Below are 16,309 nucleotides of genomic sequence, written 5' to 3'. Positions count from 1 at the left end.
AATGCCCGGGCTATCGTTACCGCAGCCCGGGCGCGCCATCAGCCGTGTTTATTTTTCAATTCAAAACGCGGTGAGACCAGGCCGTATAACGTCCAGCCGAGGAAGGTCACAATTGAGCCGTACAGCATGGCTTCTTCACCGGAGGAATATAGCGCGTAGAAGCTATACATGGCGCCAACGAAGGCCACGAAGTTAGCGACTTTCGCTTTTGATGATGGCACATTCGCCATTTTCTGAATGATAACCAGCGCGGCCATCGACAGAATATACGGAATAATGTTCGTCACCACCGCCAGGTTAACCAGGACGTTAAACTGACTATTCAGCGACGGGCTAATGGTCATCAGCGACAGGCCAGTCTGAATAATCACAATAATCAGCATCCCCTGTACCGGCGCGTCGACTTTCGTTACACGAGAGAAGACTTTCGGGAAATAGCCTTCGTCAGCGGAGGATTTAAAGACCTGGGCGATAGTGAACTGCCAGCCCAGCAGCGAGCCGCAGCAGGACATTACCATCAGCGCCATGATCACTTTACCTACCGCAGGCGTGAACATCTGTGCAAACGCCAGACCAAACGGCGCCGTGGAGTTCGCCAGATCCATGTTCGGCACAATCCCGGCAATCACGTTAGTCGAAACGATATAGATGACCGCCGCGCCCAGCGTACCGCCCAGTACCGCGATGGGGACGTTCTTTTCCGGATTCTCGACCACGTCTGCGTTAGCGCAGGCGGATTCCAGTCCAAGAAATGCCCACAACGTCATGGCGATGGAAGAGCCGACCGCGCTAAAGAACGGAACATGGTGCGGGTTCCATGACGCTACGTACATGCTGGGGCTAAACCAGAACCAGCCAATGATGCACAGGCCGACAACCGGAATGATGACGCCCCAAACGGTAACGCTACTGATCTGTCCGGTAATACGCGCGCCGCCAAAGTTTGCGATGGTACAAACCCACAATACGGCGATAGTCGCCAGACCGATCTGGAGCGGCGTCAGCGCGGCGCCGAACAGTTCGGTACCATAGCCGACAGCGGAGATGGCGATAGCCACGTTGGCGATCAGCAGCGAGACGCCGTAGGTATAGTTCGCCATAAAGTTGCCGGATTTACCGAAGGCATATTCGGCGTAACCGCCCATGCCGCCGGATTTACGGCTAAACATACCGCATTTCGCAAACGCCCAGGCCAGCGCCATCGAGCCGACGGCGGTGACCAGCCAGGAGATAATGGATATCGTGCCGACTTCAGACAGTTTGGTCGGTAGCATGATGATCCCGGAGCCCATCATGTTGACCATAGTCAGAATTGTGAGCTGCACGACACCCATTTTATTGGATTTAGGTTTACTCATAATTTTTCCTCCTTCAGCAGGGAGCGCTGCGCGTCACGAGGTTTAATGACGTAGCACCAGACCTGCTTACGGCCGTCGTGTTCTTCGATATAAACGCCCTGCAGTTCAGGCGCAAAGCCCGGCAGCAGGTTGATCCCTTCTTCCAGGGCGCTGAAGTAACGCAGGACAGAACCGCCCCAGATTTCACCCGGAACTACACACAGCACTCCCGGCGGGTAAGGCAGAGCGCCTTCAGCCGCGATACGACCTTCCGCTTCCGGCAGGCGAACCAGTTCGACCTCGCCGCGCAGATAGGCATAGTTGGCCTCTTGCGGGTTCATACTGACTTTCGGGAAATGCGATTTACGGAACATCTCTTTTTGCAGCTGTTTCACGTTGTGCCGCGCATAGAGATCGTGCATCTCCTGGCAAAGCTGACGCAGGGTATAGCCGGCATAACGCGCTTCATGCTGTTTGTAGATGGACGGTAATACTTCCGCTAACGGCGCATCAGCTTCCAGCAGTTTTTCGAAACGAGCCAGCAGAGCGACAAGCTGTTGTAACTTCGCCATGTCTTCTGCCGGCGTCAGCAGGAACAGAATGGAGTTGAGGTCGCATTTTTCCGGCACAACGCCGTTCTCGCGCAGGAAGTTGGCGAGGATCGTGGCAGGAACGCCAAAGTCTTCATATTCGCCGCTCGCTGCATTAATGCCCGGTGTGGTGAGCAGCAGTTTGCAAGGGTCGACAAAGTACTGATGTTCGGCATAGCCTTCAAACGCATGCCAGTGTTCTCCCGGAACGAAGTGGAAGAAGCGCAGATCGCTGGCGATCTCTGACGTTGGGTATGACTGCCACGGCTTACCATCAATCAGTTCCGGTACGAACGGACGGATGTGGTGACAGTTTTCGAGGATCAATTTACGGGCATCGATGCCGTTAACTACGCAATCCATCCACATATTGCGACCGCTGACGCCTTCGTGCATTTTGGCGTTAACGTCCAGCGCGGCGAACAGCGGATAGAACGGGCTGGTGGAGGCGTGCATCATAAAGGCGTTGTTCATGCGCTTATGCGGAACGTAGCGCGATTGCCCTTTGATATGGCTATCTTTTTTATGGATCTGCGAGGTCTGGGAGAAACCGGCTTGTTGTTTGTGAACGGACTGCGTCACCAGAATACCCGGATCGTTTTCGTTCAGTTCCAGCAGCAGCGGCGAACAATCGGCCATCATCGGAATAAATTGTTCATAGCCGACCCAGGCGGAGTCAAACAGGATGTAGTCGCACAGATGACCAATTTTATCGACGACCTGACAGGCGTTATAAATGGTACCGTCGTAGGTGCCTAAGTACCGTCGTAGGTGCCTAACTGGATGACGGCCAGACGGAATGGACGTGCTTCGTGGGCACGCTGCGGCGCGACTTCGCTAATCAGCTCGCGCAGGTAATCTTCTTCGAAGCAGTGAGCGTCGATCCCGCCGATAAAACCATACGGTTACGCGCGGTTTCCAGATAAACTGGCGTTGCGCCCGCCTGCAATAATGCGCCGTGGTGGTTAGATTTGTGGTTGTTACGGTCAAACAGTACCAGATCGCCCGGCGTTAACAGCGCGTTGAGTACGACTTTGTTAGAGGAGGAGGTCCCGTTCAGCACAAAGTAGGTCTTATCGGCGTTAAAGACTTTCGCCGCCCTGATGCCCCGGGCAGTCAAATGCGCTGTTGCCCTGGTTGACATAATCCACCAGCGCGCGGAAAAACGGCGGACGTAACTGCGTTTCGTAGTGGCTTGCTGCGGTTTCCAACTGGCGACCATAGAAGGCAGTACGGGATTCATTATATTCGAATACACCAGAGATACGCGGCAAATACTCAGGCGGTACGCGTCCTTCGTCATGAGTCGCGACAAACACGGGAATACCGTAACCCGTTGCGTCGATTTCATCGAGTTTTCCGTGTTCAATGTCGTCGATGGATAACACGGATGCAGCCACGTCGATGAAACGACTCTCATCAACATTTACAATATTACGGTGTGTAGAAAAACAATCCGGGCAATGACGGCTAACGGCAATTTTTAATTCTGACATTTTTCATCTCTTTATTTCAGGTAATAGCAGGCCCTCAATTTCTCGCATGAGAAACTGATTCTTCCGGAAAAAATCAAAGCTATCCCGCTGATAAAAAAATCAGTAAATTAGCTTTATTTTAGATGTAATAAATCCCAACCCGTCCGGTTGCAGGAAATTCAGGATTTAAGGAGTTGAGTACTACGATATACAGGCAGAAACCGCGATAACTAAAATTGCGCTGAGTCGGAATTTCTTCTGTCAAACCACATAGTTAGCTGGCTGGGCGTAAAGGAATTACCGTACTGTCGCTTTTAACAATTCGAGTTATTTAGGCAATAGACCTGAATGACATAAGGGTCGGAAAGACCTGTATGCTGAAGTACCCGTAGCAGAAAAAATACCGGGCATTAAAGAAATGAAAGTCGAAACTATTACGGTGGGCAAACATCATAATATGCGTTGTCCGCCTTATATGGGGCATAAAACGATTATTATTTTCCATTTTGAGGTCCTTTCATTGATTTATTGAAAGCATGGATATTTTATCCAGGGAGCGCCAGCAATCTGTGAACCAGATCAACAAAAAACGATCATTTGAAAAATAATTAGTCGGCGATTATGCATATCGTGCTGTGAAATAACGGATTGTTTCTTAAATGTTAATTATATGTTTTTTATATCCTCCATAAAATATAATATCGCCGCGAAAATAATTATTCGCGACGCCGAAAATAAATGACATAAAAATTAAAAGTTATTTAAAAATAATGAATAGCTATTCACGGCATAAAGCGATAGCCAATTCCGGTTTCGATAATAAAATGGCGTGGGCGGGTGGGATCTTGTTCCAGTTTCTGGCGTAAATGTCCCATATAGATGCGCAAATAGTGGCTATGCTCCACGGCGTTAGGGCCCCAGACCTGGTTTAATAACTGCCGTTGGGTTAATACCTTGCCGGCATTATTGAGTAATACCGCCAGCAGGCGGAACTCAATCGGCGTCAGATGGATTTCTTCGTCGCCACGGTGGATCAACCGTGCGGCGAGATCGACCGTCACGCCGGAAAAGCGGACGATCGGATCGGCGCAAGGGCTGGCGGCGTGCCGTCGCAGCGCGACACGCAAACGCGCCTGCAACTCGCCAATGCCGAATGGCTTGCTCAGGTAATCATCAGCTCCGGCGTCAAGCGCGGCAATCTTATCGCTTTCTTCGCTGCGGGCGGAAAGGACAATCACCGGTATTGCGCTCCACTGACGCAGGTCGCGAATAAAATCGATTCCGTCGCCGTCCGGCAGGCCGAGATCGAGAATAATCAGATCGGGCTTTCGCGTGGCGGCTTCCAGTAAACCACGTTGTAATGTTTCAGCTTCATACACGCGCAGGCCGTCGCCTTCCAGCGCGGCGCGCAGAAAGCGGCGGATGGCCTGTTCATCTTCAACAATCAGAACGTTTGTCACATATCCTCATGAAAATCGTCAAGTTCAGGTGGCTTTCCTTGCGGCAGCGTCACACGGAAACAGGCGCCGCCCTGCGGTCGATTATAGGCGGTAAGCGTGCCGCCGTGTACCTCTACGATAGCATGGCAAATCGCCAGCCCCAGCCCCACGCCGGGGACGGCGGACTCTTTGTTGCCGCGGGCGAACTTATCGAAAATCTTCTGTTCTTGCCCCGCAGGAATACCCGGCCCATTATCCCAGACATCCAGTTGTAAACGATTGTCCTTAACCGCAGCATCAATGCCGATACTGGCCTGCGGCCCGGCGTACTTAACGGCGTTTTCCAGCAAGTTGATCAGGACACGCTCAAATAAGGGGCCATCGACATGGATAAGCGTTAACTGTTGCGGCAGCGACAATGTAATCGGATGCAATAAACCCGGCTCTAACATCTGTAACGCGCTACCGACGACCTCTTCCAGCGTCAGCCACTCTTTTTTAAGATTAAACCCGCCGGACTGAATACGCGCCATATCCAGCAAATTATTCACCAGCCGGGTGGTGTTGAGAATATGCTGGCGGATTTCACTGGCCTGACGCGCGTGGGGCGATCCTGCGCTGGCTAAATCCAGCGTCAAAATTTCCGCCTGGCCGAACAATACCGTCAGCGGCGTGCGTAAATCATGCGACAGAGCCGCCAGCAGAGCGTTGCGAATACTTTCGCGCTCGCTGGCGAGACGCGCCTGTTCTTCGCTGGCGGTCAGCGTCAGTCGTTCCAGCGCGTTGGCGACAAGCAGAGTGAATGTTTCCAGCAGGCGTTGCTGCTCCGGCACCATTAACTGACGCAAATTACCCGGTTCGACGATAGCCAGACCGTACGTTTTATCGGCGCTTTTCAGCGGCAGGATTTGATAAGGCACGCCAGGAAGGGTATCGGTGCCTGCGCCGGCAGGCTGGCCTTTATCAAAACTCCAGCGCGCAATTGCGTCGTCCCACGGCGTCATGCCTTGCTGGTGGGTGAGAGGCAGCAACTTACCGTTAGTATCAGGTAATAAAATTTGGCTGCGCGCCTGAAACGTCGAGGCGATAAACCGCTCGCTGGTCGCGGCGATATCATGTTCGCTACGCCCGACGGCCAGCGCTTTAGACATTTCATATAAATGGCGGGTACGCTGTTCCCGATAACGGGCGACGCGCGCCTGATAGCGCACCCCGGCAGTAAGATTGCCAATCACCAGACCAACCGTCAGCATCACGGCAAAGGTCAGCAAATACTGCACGTCCGAAACGGCGAGCGTACCGCGTGGTGCGATAAAAAAGAGATCGAAACTCGCCACGTTAATCACCGTCGCCACCACCGACGGCCAGCGTCCGTAAAGCAGCGCAATCACCACTACGCCCAGCAAATAGAGCATCACCAGATTGGCGGCGTCGAAGGTGACAAGCCACTGCATAGCGATAAACGTGGTTATGGCGCAAAGCGCCACGGCGACCAGACAGCCCTGAATCTGTCCACGCCATTTCTCTTTAAAAGGTCGGTTATCAGGCGTTTGCGCCAACGCGCGCGCTGGCGGCTCTTCCAGCGCGACGATTACCTGATCGAGATCCGGCGCGCGCCTGGCAAGACGGTCGGCGAAAGCGTCACGTCGCCACCAGCGTCGCGACGCCGGGCGGCCCATGACGATTTTCCCCAGATTATGCTCGCGGGCATAGCGCACGACCGCTTTCTCTTCGGCGGGATCGGACAGGGTGGCGGTTTCCGCGCCAAGCTCCTGCGCCAGGCGCAGCGCGCTTAAAATAGCCCGCCGTTGTTTTTCCGGTAAGCGGTGTAACGTTGGCGTTTCGACATAGACGGCGTGCCAGACGCTGCCGAGCCGGGAGGCCAGACGCGCCGCGGTACGCACCAGTTTTTCGCTGCCAGTGTTATGCCCGATACACAGTAAAATCGCATCGCGGGTATGCCATACTTTTTCTTCGCCCGGATGCGCGCGCCAGGCGCGCATCTGATCGTCCACGCGATCGGCTGTCCGGCGTAGCGCCAGCTCGCGGAGGGCGATCAGATTGCCCTTGCGGAAAAAATGTTCAATAGCGCGTTCCGCCTGACCGGCGATATACACTTTACCTTCGTTGAGCCGTTGGCGCAGATCGTCGGGCGGCAGATCGACCAGTACGACTTCATCAGCGGCATCAAAAAAGGGATCGGGGACGGTCTCGCGCACCTGAATCCCCGTGACGCCGCTCACCACATCATTCAGACTTTCCAGATGTTGTACGTTCACGGTGGTGAAAACGTCGATTCCCGCTTCCAGCAGCTCTTCAATATCCTGCCAGCGCTTAGGATGGCGTGAGCCAGGCGCGTTACTGTGCGCCAGCTCATCCATTAAAATCAGCGCCGGACGCCGGGCGAGGGCGGCATCCAGGTCAAATTCGCGAATTTGCCGCCCCCGGTGCGAGTGACGTTTTGGCGGCAGAATGGTCAGCCCGTCAAGTAGCGCGGCGGTCTCTTTACGGCCGTGCGTCTCTACCACGCCGATCACCACATCCAGCCCCTGCGCTCGCAGCCGCTGCGCTTGCGCCAGCATCGCCCAGGTTTTTCCGACGCCTGCGCAGGCGCCGAAGAAAATTTTTAACTTCCCCCGGTGGGGCGGGGGCGTTTGTTCCAACAAGCGATCCGGATCAGGACGCAAGGGTTCGTCGTTCATTTCGCTCTGTGTCCCTGTAGCGCATCCAGCGCCAGATTAAGCTCAACAATATTCACCACTGGTTGCCCAAGAAAGCTCGCCAGCGGCCTGTGCGTATATTCTGCAACCAGTTGCGCGACCTGTTCAACGGGAAGCTGGCGAGCCGCCGCCACGCGGGGGATTTGCCATGCCGCGGCGCCGGGCGTCAGATTATTATCCAGCCCGCTTGCCGACGCCGTCGTCAGCTCAACCGGAACCGCGGAACTCGCCTGGGGGTTAGCGGCGCGTAGCGCGGCGACGCGGGCCTGAATTTGCGCATCCAGTTCGGGATTGCTGGCGGCCAGGTTGCTTCCGCCCGACGCCAGTGGATTATAAGGCGTATCGGCGGTGGCGGAGGGCCGGCCATGAAAATAGCCCGCGGCGGTAAACGATTGTCCGATAAGCGCTGAGCCGCGTATCAGATTGTCTTTATGAATCAGCGAGCCATTAGCCTGCCAGGGAAACCACCACTGCCCCAGCGCCGTGGTCAGAAGCGGATACACGCCGCCGGTCAATAACAGCAGAAATAACATTGTCGAAAAAGCAGGACGTAAACCGATCATCATACACCTCACGCCAGATCCAGCAGGGTCAGCAGCACATCAATCACTTTGATGCCAATAAACGGCACCACCAGACCACCCAGACCATAGATCCATAAATTACGGCGCAGCATGGCCGATGCGGAAAGCGGCTTATAACTCACGCCTTTTAATGCCAGCGGGATCAGAAATATGATAATCAGGGCGTTAAAGATCACCGCGCTCAGAATGGCGGAGTTCGGCGAATGCAGCCCCATCACGTTGAGCGCGTTTAGCTGCGGATAGGTAGCGGCAAACGCGGCGGGAATAATGGCGAAATATTTCGCTACATCATTCGCGATACTGAAGGTGGTGAGCGAGCCGCGCGTCATCAGCATCTGCTTACCGATATGCACCACTTCAATCAACTTGGTCGGGTTAGAGTCCAGATCCACCATATTACCGGCTTCTTTCGCCGCCTGGGTGCCGGAGTTCATCGCCACCGCGACGTCAGCCTGCGCCAGCGCCGGGGCATCGTTAGTGCCGTCGCCGGTCATGGCGACCAGCCGTCCTTCCGCCTGATATTGACGGATCAACGCCAGCTTGGCTTCCGGCGTGGCTTCGGCAAGAAAATCGTCCACACCGGCTTCGGCGGCAATCGCTGCCGCCGTCAGGCGGTTATCGCCAGTGATCATCACCGTTTTAATGCCCATCTTTCGTAGCTGGGCGAAACGTTCTTTAATGCCGCCTTTAACGATATCCTTGAGGGCGATAACACCCAGTACGCGCGCGCCTTCCACGACCACCAGCGGCGTCGCGCCCAGACGCGCCACGTTCTCGACGTTTTGCTCGACATCGGCGGGAAAATGGCCGCCATTGCTCTCGACATGACGCCGAATCGCGTCCACCGAGCCTTTACGGATCATCCGGTTATCGATATTAATCCCGCTCATGCGGCTTTGCGCGGTAAACGGAACAAAGGTGGCATGAAGCGACTGCACATCGCGTTCACGCAGGTTAAAGCGCTGTTTGGCGAGGATCACAATGCTGCGGCCTTCCGGCGTTTCGTCGGCCAGCGAAGCGAGCTGCGCGGCGTCAGCCAGCGTGCGTTCGTCCACCCCTCGGGCGGGTATAAAATCGGACGCCTGGCGGTTGCCGAGCGTGATAGTGCCGGTTTTATCCAGCAGTAACACGTCGACATCGCCCGCGGCTTCTACGGCGCGGCCGCCGGTGACAGAGGCGAAATCGCCGCCGGACTCGCGGATCACGGGCGCGGATTCGCCGGTAATCGCACTTTCATCCACCGAGGCGCCGCCTTCGATGACCTCGCCGTCGCAGGGAATAATATCGCCCGCTTTGACCAGGACAATGTCGCCTTTCCGCAGTTCAGCGGCGGGCACGTTATCGGCCTGCGCATCATGGCGCGGGGCGCGCAGACGGCGAGCGAACGCGGTCTTTTTCACCCCTTTCAGACTGTTTGCCTGGGCTTTGCTGCGGCCTTCCGCCAGTGCTTCGGCAAAATTGGCGAACAGTACGGTGAACCATAACCACAGGCTGATCACCCCTGTAAACAAGGCGCTTCCCGCTATTTGTCCTGTTACCATAGCGAGCGTTAACAGAGTGGCTAGCACGCTGCCGGCCCAGACCACAAACATCACCGGGTTACGCCACTGGGCGCGTGGGCTTAATTTTTTTACGGCATCCGTTAGCGCCTGTACGAGTAAAACAGGTTCAAACAGCGCCAGTTGCTTGCGACTCATATCAATGTACTCCGCATCGCTCAAGGTAAAGAGAAATGTTCCGCTACCGGGCCAAGCGCCAGGGCAGGAATAAACGTCAGCGCGCCGACCAGCAGTACCGTGCCAATGAGCAGTCCAATAAATAGCGCGCCGTGGGTCGCCAGCGTTCCCTGACTGGCCGGCTGTACTTTTTTACTGACCAGCGATCCGGCGATGGCCATGACAGGAATAATCACGCCGAAACGTCCGACGAACATGCAGAACGCCAGCAAACAGTTCCAGAAAGGCGAGTTAGCGCTCAGACCTGCAAAGGCGCTACCGTTGTTGTTGGCGGCAGAGGAGACGGCATATAGCACTTCGCTAAAACCGTGCGGGCCAGGGTTCAGCATTGCGCTGCGTCCGGCATCCGTCATCATCGCCAGCGCCGAACCCAACAAGACCAGCATCGGCGTGACCAGAATCGCCAGCGCGGTCATTTTCATTTCGCGCACGTCGATTTTTTTCCCCAGATACTCCGGCGTGCGACCGATCATCAGCCCCGCGATAAACACCGCCAACAGGACAAACAGCAACATGCCGTACAGCCCTGAACCGACGCCGCCAAAGACCACTTCGCCAATTTGCATCAGCCACATCGGCACCATACCGCCCAGAGCGGTAAACGAGTCGTGCATGGCATTTACCGCCCCGCAGGACGCCGCGGTCGTGACGACGGCAAACAGGCTGCTGGCCAGCACGCCAAAGCGTGCCTCTTTACCTTCCATGTTGACGCTACTGTCCGCGCCTGCCGCCAACAGATGTGGATTTCCCTGAACTTCCGCCCACATCACTACCGCTACGCAGACCACAAAAATGAATGACATTGCCCACAGTAGGGCGCGTCCCTGACGGCGATCGCCCGCCGCTTCGCCAAAGGCGAAACAGAGCGCGGCTGGAATCAAAAATATCGCCAGCATCTGCGCCAGATTAGTGAGCGCGGTGGGATTTTCGAACGGATGCGAAGAGTTGGCGTTAAAGAAACCTCCGCCGTTGGTGCCAAGCATTTTGATCGCCTCCTGCGAAGCAACCGGCCCCATCGGCAAGAGTTGTTTAGCGCCTTCAAGAGTGGTGATGGGCTGATAAGCCGACAGGTTTTGCGGTACGCCCTGTTGGATAAAAAACAGCGCGATAATTAACGCGACAGGAAATAATATCCATAGCGTAATGCGTACCAGATCCTGCCAGGCATTACCCAGCGTGTGCACATTCTGGCGCGTAAAGGCGCGGATAAGTGCAAAAACCACCGCAATCCCGGTCGCCGCCGACAGGAAATTTTGCACCGTCAGCCCCGCCATCTGGCTAAAGTAGCTCAGCGTGCTTTCGCCGCTGTAGGCTTGCCAGTTGGTATTGGTGACAAAGCTGACGGCGGTATTCAGCGCCAGATCCCAGGACAGCCCCGGTAGCCGCTGCGGATTTAAGGGCAGCCACTCCTGCCAGAATAGCAGGCAAAACAGGATGCCCAGTCCCAGCAGATTGAGCGTCAGTAGCGCCAGTAAATACTGACGCCAGTTCATTTCGTGGTCGGTAATGCCAAGAGTCCGCCAGAGGATACGCTCAACGCCAGCCACGCCCGGCAACGGAACGGCGGCGATGAGCCTTGCCAGGCCCGAACCCAACGGTTTCGCCAGTACCAATAAAATCAGTAAAAAACTGGCGATCAGTAAAAATCCTTGCGCGGCCATCAGAACGCCTCCGCATTAATCAGGGCATAGACCAGATAACCTAAAAGTAAGAAAACCAGCACGATGCCGGTTATCACGCCTGCACTCACAGAGCACCTCCAGTGGCATTGTTTTACTCCTGAGAAAGGTAATTTTTTGGCTGCAAAGATTTCGCAAAAATTGGCGGGCGGAGTGTAAAAAAAGTATAAAAATGGCAAAGACCATTATTTAACTAATGATTAGTATTAATTTAACCTTTTTGTAACTAATTTACGCTTTGAATGTAAATCTGCTGGAAAAGCGTGAAAATAAGTGGTCGGATGAGTAGTGAAATTACACCGAAAGCGGTACTATTTTAATCAGGTAACGAGGTTCAATTTTTCGGTGCTATTCACCGATTCAATCTATACCGGGGCGGATAGCGTCGGTATAAAGGGGGGAAACGTATGGAACACTATAAAGACTATCCAGCGCATGTCATTTTTGCACGTCGTGCTTTCGCGGTGACCGCAGGCGTGCTGGCGTTGCCGGTGATGCTCTTCTGGAAAGACCGCGCGCGTTTTTATAGTTATCTGCACCGTGTCTGGTCGAAAACCAGTGATAAACCGGTATGGATGGCGCAGGCTGAAAAAGCCACCTGCGACTTTTATTAATCGCGACCAGCCTGAAAAACCGTCAGCCGCCACGCTGGCGGTTTTTTTATGCGCCAGGGTCTACACTGTTTAACGCTATTCGCCGTGACGTTTCATCTTTCAGGAGTTGTATGCCCACCCATTTAGTCTGGTTCAGGCGCGATCTGCGTTTACAGGATAACCTTGCGCTGGCCGCCGCCTGCCGCGATGCATCCGCGCGGGTGCTGGCGCTTTATATTTCCACCCCCGCCCAGTGGCAGGCCCATGATATGGCGCCGCGGCAGGCGGCATTCATCAGCGCGCAGCTCAATGCGCTACAGACGGCCCTTGCAGAGAAAGGGATTCCGCTGCTGTTTCATGAAGTGGCGGATTTTAACGCCAGTATTGAGACGGTTAAAAACGTTTGCCGGCAGCATGACGTCAGCCATCTGTTTTATAACTATCAGTATGAGTTTAACGAGCGTCAGCGTGATGCGGCGGTGGAAAAAACGCTGCCATCTGTCATCTGCGAAGGCTTTGACGATAGCGTGATTCTGGCGCCCGGCGCGGTGATGACCGGCAATCATGAAATGTATAAAGTTTTTACGCCGTTTAAAAACGCCTGGTTGAAACGGCTAAAAGAGGATATCCCGCCGTGCGTTCCGGCCCCGAAGATCCGGGTGAGCGGCGCGCTTTCTATACCCTTAACGCCAGTCTCGCTTAACTACCCGCAACAGGCGTTTGACGCCGCGCTTTTCCCGGTGGAAGAAAACGCGGTCATCGCGCAGCTACGTCATTTTTGCTCGCAGGGCGCAGACGAGTATGCGTCACGGCGCGATTTCCCTGCGGTTGACGGCACCAGTCGGCTTTCCGCCAGCCTGGCGACGGGTGGCCTGTCGCCGCGACAGTGCCTGCACCGATTACTGGCGGAGCAGCCGCAGGCGCTGGACGGCGGGCCGGGAAGCGTCTGGTTGAATGAGCTCATCTGGCGGGAATTTTACCGTCATTTAATGACCTGGTATCCGGCATTATGCAAACACCAGCCGTTTATCCGCTGGACAAAACGCGTCGCGTGGCAGGAGAACCCGCACTATTTTCAGGCATGGCAGAAAGGCGAAACCGGTTATCCCATTGTCGATGCGGCGATGCGCCAGCTTAACGCGACGGGCTGGATGCATAACCGTTTACGCATGATTACCGCCAGCTTTCTGGTAAAAGATCTGCTAATTGACTGGCGGTTGGGGGAGCGCTATTTCATGTCGCAGCTTATTGACGGCGATCTTGCCGCCAATAATGGCGGCTGGCAGTGGGCCGCTTCAACCGGTACCGATGCCGCGCCTTATTTTCGTATTTTTAATCCCACGACTCAGAGAGAGAGGTTCGATCGCGACGGCGAATTTATCCGCCAGTGGCTACCGGCATTACGCGATATACCTGGAAAAGCGATTCACGAGCCGTGGCGGTGGGCGGAAAAAGCGGGAGTCGTACTTGATTATCCTCGGCCTATTGTGGAGCACAAACAGGCGAGAATCGCAACGCTTTCCGCCTATGAGGCGGCGAGAAAAGGGGCGTGATACAGGCCCGGTAGCGCAAACTACCGGGCCTTCTGCTATCAGGATTCGACGGCCAGCGCGCGGCTTTTGAATTTGAAGGACTGATACAGCCAAATCAGCAGGACAACCCCTACGCAGGCTAACGCGCCCCAGGTGATCTGTTCAAAAACATCCACATAGGCGTTGATGGCGTAATTAACCGCGCCGCTGGCGTCGAAGGCGCTTTGCGAGGTCTGGTCAGCGATGACGCCTGCCAGATAGTTAGCTATCGCGCCGGACAGCAGCATATAAATTCCGGTTAATACGCCGGTGACGCCGGGGATATCAATGCGCGTAATTTGCGACATGGCGACCGGGTCGATAAACAGCTCGGCAAAGCCCATCACCGCCAGTCCCAGCACCATTAGCGGCATTGAAGAGTGTCCGTAAGCGGCGGACCAGCGTGCGCTCAGGGTCAGAATACAGAATCCGGCGCTCATCAGACCGAGACCCAGCGCGAATTTGCCCCAGATACGCACGGTGCGATTACCGCTTACGCTCTCTTTAACCAGCCAGGCCAGGACGACCCCACACAGCATCACGGCAAAGGCGTTCACCGACTGGAACATGGCGGTAGGAACGGAATAGCCCAGAATATCGCGGTTCACAAAGCGGTCGATATACAGGCTGATAGAACTGCCGCCCTGCTGGGCAAACGCCCAGAACAGCATACTGAACAGGGTCAGGGTGACAATCAGCCCCAGTTCTTTGCGTTGTTTGGCCGTTTGCGCCTGACGATAAATTTTTGCCAGCACGACCAGGCCGATCGCGGTCGCCACGATTAAGGCATAGACAGACCATTCTTTCCAGAACAGAACGGTAATCAGCAACGGCGCCGCTACCAGCAGAATTAACAGCCAGCCCCAGTTCGGCAGCAGGTAGTTTCTGGCGCACAACACGGCTTTATTCACGCCGGTAGTGTGGGTGAAATGACGATTTCCACACAGGAAGATCACCAGCCCCGCCAGCATACCAATGGCGGCGAGCGCAAAGCCCATCGCCCAACTGTACTCCTCTTGCACATAGCCGCAGGCGATAGGCGCCACGATCGAACCAATATTGCCCGCTGCGTAAAGCAGCGAGAACCCGCCGTCGCGGCGCGGATCTTCCGGCTGGTACAGTTCGCCCAGCAGGCAGCTAATATTCGATTTAAACAGGCCGTAGCCGCAGACAATGATCGCCAGCGACAGATAAAGGAATGTCGGCGCGATCTCACTGGCGCCCAGCACTAAATGACCTATAGCCATTAAAAATGCGCCCAGCATGACTGCCATTCGGTTGCCAAGCACCTTATCCGCCAGATAGCCGCCGAGAATTGGCGTTACGTAGACCAGCGAACAATAAGCGCTGAATAACTCATAGGCGTGGTTATCGTCGTATTTTAGCTGATTGGTGAGATAAAGAATCAGTAGGGCGCGCATACCATAAAAGCTGAAGTACTCCCAAATTTGCAGGGCGACAACGTAGTAAATAGCGCGGGGTTGAGATGCTTGTTTATTCATCGTATTTCCGGGATAGAGACGCTGCGGCAAGAACGCGGCATTCTCAGATAATGCCTTTCTTTGTGGGCTTATTAAGCCTGCCGTATCGCCGTGTTTCCTTAAAGTTACCAACATGATACAGAACTGATTTTTTCTGCAATATGCGTTCTGATTGCATAAATATACATGAAACCGATCGTGTTTTGCTAAGTAATTTGCGCCAAACCCGGGGGTGATTGTTTCTTGATGTGTCAAACAAATGTTTATCGACGAACGGCTAACGGGAGGCTATGTTAACGGAGACTGAACCCGTAACGGGAAAGTAGAACGTGGGTTAAAGGGAGCGATGATGAAAAACACCGAGCTGGAACAACTGATTAACGACAAGCTGAACAGTGCGGCAATAAGCGATTATGCGCCGAATGGTTTACAGGTCGAAGGAAAAGAGACGGTACAGAAAATCGTTACCGGCGTGACCGCAAGTCAGGCGCTGCTCGATGAGGCGGTGCGTTTGCAGGCCGATGCGGTCATTGTTCATCATGGTTACTTCTGGAAAGGCGAGTCTCCGGTTATTCGCGGCATGAAACGCCGTCGCTTAAAAACGTTACTGGCAAATGATATTAACCTTTACGGTTGGCATCTGCCGCTGGATGCGCACCCTGAGCTGGGCAACAATGCGCAGTTGGCGGCGCTATTGGGCATTACCGTGAAAGGAGAAATTGAGCCGCTGGTGCCGTGGGGAGAGCTCTCAATGCCGGTGCCGGGGCTGGAACTGGCCTCATGGATTGAAGCGCGTCTGGGGCGTAAACCGCTATGGTGCGGCGATACCGGGCCAGAGAATGTGCAGCGTGTCGCCTGGTGTACCGGCGGCGGACAAAGTTTTATTGATAGCGCCGCCCGCTTCGGCGTGGATGCTTTTATTACCGGCGAGGTGTCTGAACAGACCATTCATTCCGCACGCGAACAGGGGCTGCATTTTTATGCCGCCGGGCACCATGCCACTGAACGCGGCGGTATTCGCGCCCTGAGCGAATGGTTGAACGAAAACACGGCGTTGGATGTGACGTTTATTGATATCCCTAACCCGGCATAACTGAGAGGTAA

Annotated in this window: 11 protein-coding genes and 2 pseudogenes; 3 read left to right on the top strand and 10 right to left on the bottom strand. The window is 54.8% G+C overall.

What is annotated here, in order from left to right; translation table 11 throughout:
- Nucleotides 1–38: 38 nt before the first annotated feature.
- From potE to kdpF, 9 genes and pseudogenes are all read right to left on the bottom strand, one after another.
- On the bottom strand, nucleotides 39–1,358 hold the full coding sequence (potE, locus tag AAYN39_RS04895) for a putrescine-ornithine antiporter (RefSeq protein ID WP_000042658.1): 1,320 nt from the start codon (nucleotides 1,356–1,358) through the stop codon (nucleotides 39–41).
- Nucleotides 1,355–3,423 (bottom strand): annotated as a pseudogene (locus tag AAYN39_RS04890) (ornithine decarboxylase). Before AAYN39_RS04890 ends, potE begins: the two are co-directional and overlap by 4 nt.
- A 382-nt stretch (nucleotides 3,424–3,805) precedes the next feature.
- Nucleotides 3,806–3,907: pseudogene (speFL, locus tag AAYN39_RS04885) on the bottom strand (leader peptide SpeFL); the annotation flags it as partial.
- Between the two features lie 277 nt (nucleotides 3,908–4,184).
- Nucleotides 4,185–4,862, bottom strand: a complete 678-nt coding sequence (gene kdpE, locus AAYN39_RS04880) for a two-component system response regulator KdpE (RefSeq protein WP_000186051.1) — start codon at nucleotides 4,860–4,862, stop codon at nucleotides 4,185–4,187.
- A complete protein-coding gene (kdpD, locus tag AAYN39_RS04875) occupies nucleotides 4,859–7,543 on the bottom strand; it encodes a two-component system sensor histidine kinase KdpD (RefSeq protein WP_000997483.1) in 2,685 nt (894 codons plus the stop codon). The genes kdpE and kdpD overlap by 4 nt, the downstream gene beginning before the upstream one ends.
- On the bottom strand, nucleotides 7,540–8,124 hold the full coding sequence (gene kdpC / locus AAYN39_RS04870; RefSeq protein WP_014341418.1) for a potassium-transporting ATPase subunit KdpC: 585 nt from the start codon (nucleotides 8,122–8,124) through the stop codon (nucleotides 7,540–7,542). The genes kdpD and kdpC overlap by 4 nt, the downstream gene beginning before the upstream one ends.
- Nucleotides 8,125–8,132: 8 nt before the next feature.
- The gene (gene kdpB, locus AAYN39_RS04865; protein ID WP_000088016.1) at nucleotides 8,133–9,842 is read right to left on the bottom strand and encodes a potassium-transporting ATPase subunit KdpB; all 1,710 of its coding nucleotides are present in this window, start codon (nucleotides 9,840–9,842) and stop codon (nucleotides 8,133–8,135) included.
- A gap of 20 nt (nucleotides 9,843–9,862) precedes the next feature.
- Nucleotides 9,863–11,542, bottom strand: coding sequence for a potassium-transporting ATPase subunit KdpA (gene kdpA / locus AAYN39_RS04860; protein ID WP_000730077.1), 1,680 nt, complete (start codon nucleotides 11,540–11,542; stop codon nucleotides 9,863–9,865).
- Nucleotides 11,542–11,631, bottom strand: a complete 90-nt coding sequence (gene kdpF / locus AAYN39_RS04855; RefSeq protein WP_001670793.1) for a K(+)-transporting ATPase subunit F — start codon at nucleotides 11,629–11,631, stop codon at nucleotides 11,542–11,544. Before kdpF ends, kdpA begins: the two co-directional genes overlap by 1 nt.
- Nucleotides 11,632–11,967: 336 nt before the next feature.
- Between kdpF and AAYN39_RS04850 the strand changes: the two genes are divergently transcribed.
- Both AAYN39_RS04850 and phrB read left to right on the top strand, forming a co-directional pair.
- A complete protein-coding gene (locus AAYN39_RS04850) occupies nucleotides 11,968–12,174 on the top strand; it encodes a YbfA family protein (protein WP_000401435.1) in 207 nt (68 codons plus the stop codon).
- 110 nt (nucleotides 12,175–12,284) lie between these two features.
- Complete coding sequence (phrB, locus tag AAYN39_RS04845) at nucleotides 12,285–13,706, top strand: deoxyribodipyrimidine photo-lyase (protein WP_001142014.1); 1,422 nt, start codon at nucleotides 12,285–12,287, stop codon at nucleotides 13,704–13,706.
- 38 nt (nucleotides 13,707–13,744) lie between these two features.
- On the opposite strand, the gene AAYN39_RS04840 is transcribed toward phrB, so the two are convergent.
- A complete protein-coding gene (locus AAYN39_RS04840) occupies nucleotides 13,745–15,226 on the bottom strand; it encodes an MFS transporter (protein WP_001041123.1) in 1,482 nt (493 codons plus the stop codon).
- Nucleotides 15,227–15,554: 328 nt separating this feature from the next.
- Between AAYN39_RS04840 and ybgI the strand changes: the two genes are divergently transcribed.
- Complete coding sequence (ybgI, locus tag AAYN39_RS04835) at nucleotides 15,555–16,298, top strand: radiation resistance protein YbgI (protein WP_000798844.1); 744 nt, start codon at nucleotides 15,555–15,557, stop codon at nucleotides 16,296–16,298.
- Nucleotides 16,299–16,309: the final 11 nt, after the last annotated feature.

The organism is Salmonella sp. K21076, assembly GCF_039650795.1.
In the GTDB taxonomy this organism is placed as follows: Bacteria; Pseudomonadota; Gammaproteobacteria; order Enterobacterales; family Enterobacteriaceae; genus Salmonella; species Salmonella enterica.
The sequence above is the reverse complement of the archived record's forward strand: the minus strand, read 5'-3'. Positions and strand labels throughout refer to the sequence as shown.

Coding starts and splice junctions, on each gene's coding strand:
- potE (WP_000042658.1), bottom strand. CDS start 1,358: ATGAGTAAACCTAAATCCAATAAAATGGGTGTCGTGCAGCTCACAATT.
- kdpD (WP_000997483.1), bottom strand. CDS start 7,543: ATGAACGACGAACCCTTGCGTCCTGATCCGGATCGCTTGTTGGAACAA.
- kdpC (WP_014341418.1), bottom strand. CDS start 8,124: ATGATCGGTTTACGTCCTGCTTTTTCGACAATGTTATTTCTGCTGTTA.
- kdpB (WP_000088016.1), bottom strand. CDS start 9,842: ATGAGTCGCAAGCAACTGGCGCTGTTTGAACCTGTTTTACTCGTACAG.
- kdpA (WP_000730077.1), bottom strand. CDS start 11,542: ATGGCCGCGCAAGGATTTTTACTGATCGCCAGTTTTTTACTGATTTTA.
- AAYN39_RS04850 (WP_000401435.1), top strand. CDS start 11,968: ATGGAACACTATAAAGACTATCCAGCGCATGTCATTTTTGCACGTCGT.
- phrB (WP_001142014.1), top strand. CDS start 12,285: ATGCCCACCCATTTAGTCTGGTTCAGGCGCGATCTGCGTTTACAGGAT.
- AAYN39_RS04840 (WP_001041123.1), bottom strand. CDS start 15,226: ATGAATAAACAAGCATCTCAACCCCGCGCTATTTACTACGTTGTCGCC.
- ybgI (WP_000798844.1), top strand. CDS start 15,555: ATGAAAAACACCGAGCTGGAACAACTGATTAACGACAAGCTGAACAGT.